At 73.8% G+C, this 4,608-nt stretch carries 5 protein-coding genes and 1 pseudogene; 1 reads left to right on the forward strand and 5 read right to left on the reverse strand.

Annotated features, from left to right (window positions below; translation table 11 throughout):
* A pseudogene (locus SSNG_RS07990) lies at nucleotides 1–238 on the forward strand (nucleotidyltransferase); the annotation flags it as partial.
* A 58-nt stretch (nucleotides 239–296) separates the two neighbouring features.
* Here the strand turns inward: SSNG_RS07990 and SSNG_RS07995 are convergent.
* The 5 genes from SSNG_RS07995 to SSNG_RS43590 all read right to left on the reverse strand — a co-directional run.
* On the reverse strand, nucleotides 297–1,313 hold the full coding sequence (locus SSNG_RS07995; RefSeq protein ID WP_007263299.1) for an ADP-ribosylglycohydrolase family protein: 1,017 nt from the start codon (nucleotides 1,311–1,313) through the stop codon (nucleotides 297–299).
* Nucleotides 1,310–2,035, reverse strand: coding sequence for an NUDIX domain-containing protein (locus SSNG_RS08000; protein WP_042800719.1), 726 nt, complete (start codon nucleotides 2,033–2,035; stop codon nucleotides 1,310–1,312). Before SSNG_RS08000 ends, SSNG_RS07995 begins: the two co-directional genes overlap by 4 nt.
* Nucleotides 2,032–3,120, reverse strand: a complete 1,089-nt coding sequence (locus SSNG_RS08005) for an AAA family ATPase (RefSeq protein WP_007263301.1) — start codon at nucleotides 3,118–3,120, stop codon at nucleotides 2,032–2,034. Before SSNG_RS08005 ends, SSNG_RS08000 begins: the two co-directional genes overlap by 4 nt.
* Complete coding sequence (gene pnuC, locus SSNG_RS08010; RefSeq protein WP_241695005.1) at nucleotides 3,117–3,725, reverse strand: nicotinamide riboside transporter PnuC; 609 nt, start codon at nucleotides 3,723–3,725, stop codon at nucleotides 3,117–3,119. The genes SSNG_RS08005 and pnuC overlap by 4 nt, the downstream gene beginning before the upstream one ends.
* A gap of 147 nt (nucleotides 3,726–3,872) precedes the next feature.
* The coding region (locus SSNG_RS43590) for a pseudouridine synthase (protein ID WP_042800720.1) at nucleotides 3,873–4,608 on the reverse strand (736 nt) is incomplete at its 5' end.

Raw genomic sequence — 4,608 nt, forward strand, 5'->3', positions numbered from 1 at the left:
GGCCTCCTGCCGCGACCTGCTGCGCACCGGCCGCCTGACGATCGACGCGGGTCCCGACCGCGAACGCCTCCTCGCGGTCAAGCGGGGCGAGCTGTCCTGGTCCGAGGTCGACGCCTGGATGGGCCGCCTCGCCGAGGAGTCCGAGGCGGCCCTCTCCACCAGCCCGCTGCCCGCCGGACCGGACGAGGCCCGCGTCGCGGACTTCCTCCACCGCACCCGCCGCGCCTCGGCCCTCTAGGGGGTGTTGCGAGGCGGACGCGCTCGCGCAGTTCGATGCCCATGGCGTCCAGCCCGGGTCACGCGTCCCAGAGTGCACCGAAGGCGAGGAGTTCCTCGCGGTACTCGATGCGGCCCTCCCAGTCGCGGGGCCAGACGTCGGCGCCGAGGTGGGCGCCGGCGAAGGCGCCGGCCAGGCAGGCGATCGAGTCGGAGTCGCCGGCGGTGCATGCGGCGCGGCGCAGCGCGAGGAGGGGTTCGTCCGGGAAGAGCAGGAAGCAGTGGAGGGCGGTGGCCAGGGCTTCCTCGGCGATCCAGCCCTCGCCGGTGGTCAGGCAGGGGTCGGTCTCCGGGGAGGGGGTGCGCAGGGCTGCCGCGAGCCGGTCCAGGACCGCCAGGCACTCGTCCCAGCCCCGGGCGATGAAGGACTCCGGCGAGGCGTCGGAGGCGGTGCGCATCCAGAGGTCGCCGAGCCAGCGCTCGTGGTAGCGGGTGCGGTTCTCCAGGGCGTACGAGCGCAGCTGCCCGACCAGGCCGGTGACCTCGGCGCCCTGCGCGAGGAGGTGCACGGCGCGGGCGGTCAGGTCGGAGGCGGCCAGGGCGGTGGGGTGGCCGTGGGTGAGGGCCGACTGGAGCTGGGCGGCGCCGGCCCGCTCCTCGTCGGTCCAGCCGGGGACGAGGCCGACCGGGGCGACGCGCATGTTGGCGCCGCAGCCCTTGGAGCCGGTCTGGCTGGCGTCGCGCCAGTCCCGCGACGGGTCGTTCAGCAGGCCGCAGGCCACCAGGCAGGTGCGGCCGGGGGCGCGGTTGTTCTCCGGGGAGTGGTACCAGTCGACGAACTCCTCGCGGACCGGCCGGGTCAGCCGCAGCGGGCCGACGCGGCCGCGTTCGGCGGCGGTCCGTATGCCGCGCGCCAGGGCCAGGGTCATCTGGGTGTCGTCGGTGACGATCGCGGGGCGGGGCAGCCGCATCTCGCGCCACGGGCCGGTCTTGGCGAGGATCGACGGTACGTCGTTGAACTCCGTCGGGAAGCCGAGGGCGTCGCCGAGGGCCAGGCCTGTGAGGGCGCCCGTCGCGGCACGCTTGGTGGCGGTCACTGGGTGGGTCCTTCCGAGGGGCGGAGCAGGGGCGGGTGGAGTGTGGTCGCCGAGCCGGCCCGGTACAGCGCGGCGGGTTTGCCGCGGCCGCCGGTGAGCCGGGCGGCGCCGGGCACGGCCTGGACGAAGCCGGGCGTGGCGAGCACCTTGCGGCGGAAGTTGGGGCGGTCCAGGGAGGTGTCCCAGACGGTCTCGTAGACGGCCTGGAGCTCGCCGAGGGTGAACTCGGGCGGGCAGAAGGCGGTCGCCAGGCAGGTGTACTCCAGCTTGGAGCCCACCCGCTGCCGGGCGTCCGCGAGGATCAGCCCGTGGTCGAAGGCGAGTCCGGAGGCTTCCCCGACCGGCACCCACCGGGCCCGGTCGGCGTCGCCGCCGCCCTCCTCCGCCGGTTCGGGCATGTCGGGGACGAGGGCGGTGAAGGCGACCGACACGACCCGCATGCGGGGGTCCCGGTCCGGTTCGCTGTAGGTGCGCAGCTGTTCCAGGTGCAGGGCGGCGACCAGCGCGGGCGGCAGGCCGGTCTCCTCGGCCAGCTCCCGGCGCGCGGCCGTCTCGGCGGACTCCCGGGGCAGGACGAAGCCGCCGGGGAGCGCCCAGGCGCCCGCGTGGGGTTCCTGGCCGCGCCGGATCAGCAGGACGTGCAGGGTGCCGCCGCGCACGGTGAGGACGGCGAGGTCGACGGTCACCGCGAAGGGCTCGAAGGCGTGCGGGTCGTAGTTCACCGGCGCTCCGGGAGGGGCGCCGCGAAGTGCCAGCCTTCGGAGAGCAGGCCGTCGACCGCCGCCACGGCCGCGTCGAGCCGGGTCCGCCGGTCCCCGCTCACGACCAGGAAACGCCTGCCGGTGCGGGCGAGTTCCCGGCGGAAGCGGGCGGTCATCCAGGGTCTGAGCTCGGGCCCGTCGCGCAGCCCGTCGTCCTCGAAGGGCACTCCTTCGTGGTCGGTGAGCAGGTACAGGTCGCGGGGGCGGCGGGCGGCGATCCTTTCGACCTCCGCGTTGCGGCCGCCGAGGTAGCGCTCGTGCCAGATGCCGGTGGCGAAGGAGTCGGTGTCGCAGAACAGGACCGGCGAGCCGAGCCGGGCGGCCCGCTCCTCCGCCTCGTCCTGGCGGCGGGCGATCACCGGGAACTCCCGGGAGGTGAAGGTCGTGTCCTCCCAGGAGGCGGCCGGGTCGACGGCGCGGGCGGCGGCGAGCTTCTCCTCGCTGTACTCCCGTCCGTACTCGGCGACCCAGCCGGTCTTCGCCCACACGCCGCCGCGGCGGCGGTAGTGCGCGGCCAGCTCCCGCGAGAGGGTGGTGGTGCCGGTGGACTCGGCGCCGAGGACGACGACCCTGCGGGTGAGGGCGGCCCGTACGCCGGGTCCGAGGAACTCCCAGGTGGCGGCCGGGTCCGCGCGCACGGCGGTCCCGGACACCGGGAACAGGGTGCGCGCCGGGTCCACGCAGACCTCCTCGGCGCCGAAGCGGCGGGCGAGTTCGGTCCCGTACTCCTCGGAGGTGAAGACGGCGTCCACGCGCCGGCCCACCGCGCCGCGGAAGATCGTCATGTGCGCGTCCCAGATGCCGGGGTCGTGCAGGTCGACGGGGACGTCGTCGACCGCGCCGACGACCTCCGCGCCGGGGTGCTCCTCGCGCATCCAGGCGACCCGGTCGGCGAGCGGCACCGACTCGACGGAGGCGGCGCAGACCAGCACGGTCAGCCGCTCGCACTGGTCCTGGGCGGTGCGCACCAGGTGGTGGTGGCCGGCGTGCGGCGGGTAGAACTTGCCCAGCACCAGCCCGTGGCCGTAGCGCTTGGCGCCGCTCATGCCGTCGCCTCCAGGGCCGTACGGGCGCCGCGCGCCGGGAGCGTGCGGTGCCAGCCGACGAGGCCGGCCACGCACAGGGCGAGGAAGCCCGCGTAGAGGACCGAGGTCAGGTAGAGCCCCTTGTACGCGTACAGCGGGATGTAGACGAGGTCGGCGGCGATCCACAGCCACCAGGACTCCAGGAGCTTGCGGCACTGCCCGTAGGTGGCCATGAGGGAGAGGCCGGTGGTGAGGGCGTCCCAGAAGGGGACGGTGGAGTCGCTGACCCGGCCGAGCAGCAGGGTCAGGGCGGCGGTCCCCACCGCCCCCGCCACCAGCAGCCGGGCCCATTCGGCGCGCGTGGTGCGGCGCACCGGCAGGGCACCGGCGGTTCCTGGTCCACCCCCGTGGGTCCAGGACCACCAGCCGTAGGCGGCGAGGGCGATGAAGACGATCTGGAGCCCGGCGTCGGCGTAGAGGCCCGCCCGGGTGAACAGCACGATGAAGAAGAGGTTGTTGGCGATCCCGACCGGCCAGTTGGCGATGTGCTGCCGGGCCACCAGCCAGACGCACGCGGCGCCCGTGGCGAAGCCGAGGATCTCGGTCCAGCTCGTGTTCCAGCCCATACGGCCCCTCCCGCTCCCTTTAATAGTCATCCTGACTATAAACACGGACGGTGGTTCCGGGCAAGGCACCGCGGGGACAGCGGCCCGGAAACGCGGAAACCCGCAGTGCCGGGGGCACTGCGGGCTTCGACGGAGCGGGGGCGCGGACTACAGACCGACCTCGCGCATGAGCATGCCGACCTCGGTGTTGGTCAGGCGGCGCAGCCAGCCGGACTTCTGGTCGCCCAGCTCGATCGGGCCGAAGGAGGTCCGCACGAGCTTGTCGACCGGGAAGCCGGCCTCGGCCAGCATGCGGCGGACGATGTGCTTGCGGCCCTCGTGGAGGGTCACCTCGACCAGGTAGTTCTTGCCGACCTGGTCGACGACGCGGAAGTTGTCGGCGCGGGCGTACCCGTCCTCCAGCTCGATGCCTTCCTTGAGGCGCTTGCCGATGTCGCGCGGCAGGCTGCCGGTGATCGCCGCGACGTACGTCTTCTGCACGCCGTACTTGGGGTGCGTCAGGCGGTGGGCCAGCTCACCGTGGTTGGTGAGGAGGATGATGCCCTCGGTCTCGGTGTCGAGCCGGCCGACGTGGAAGAGGCGGGTCTCGCGGTTGGTGACGTAGTCGCCCAGGCACTGGCGGCCGTCCGGGTCCTCCATGGTGGAGACGACGCCGGCGGGCTTGTTCAGCGCGAAGAACAGGAACGACTGGGTGGCGACCGTCAGGCCGTCCACCTTGATCTCGTCCTTCGGCTGGACGCGCTTGCCCTGCTCGGTCACGATCTCGCCGTTGACCTCGACGCGGGCCTGCTCGATCAGCTCCTCGCAGGCGCGGCGCGAGCCCATGCCGGCCCGTGCCAGCACCTTCTGCAGGCGCTCGCCCTCCAGCTCGGCGCCGGGGAAG

The sequence above is a fragment of the Streptomyces sp. C genome (assembly GCF_000158895.1).
In the GTDB taxonomy this organism is placed as follows: Bacteria; Actinomycetota; Actinomycetes; order Streptomycetales; family Streptomycetaceae; genus Streptomyces; species Streptomyces racemochromogenes.

What these genes read in the sequence shown, in the direction of transcription:
- SSNG_RS08005 (WP_007263301.1), bottom strand. Translation starts at nt 3,120, where the DNA reads ATGAGCGGCGCCAAGCGCTACGGCCACGGGCTGGTGCTGGGCAAGTTC.
- pnuC (WP_241695005.1), bottom strand. Translation starts at nt 3,725, where the DNA reads ATGGGCTGGAACACGAGCTGGACCGAGATCCTCGGCTTCGCCACGGGC.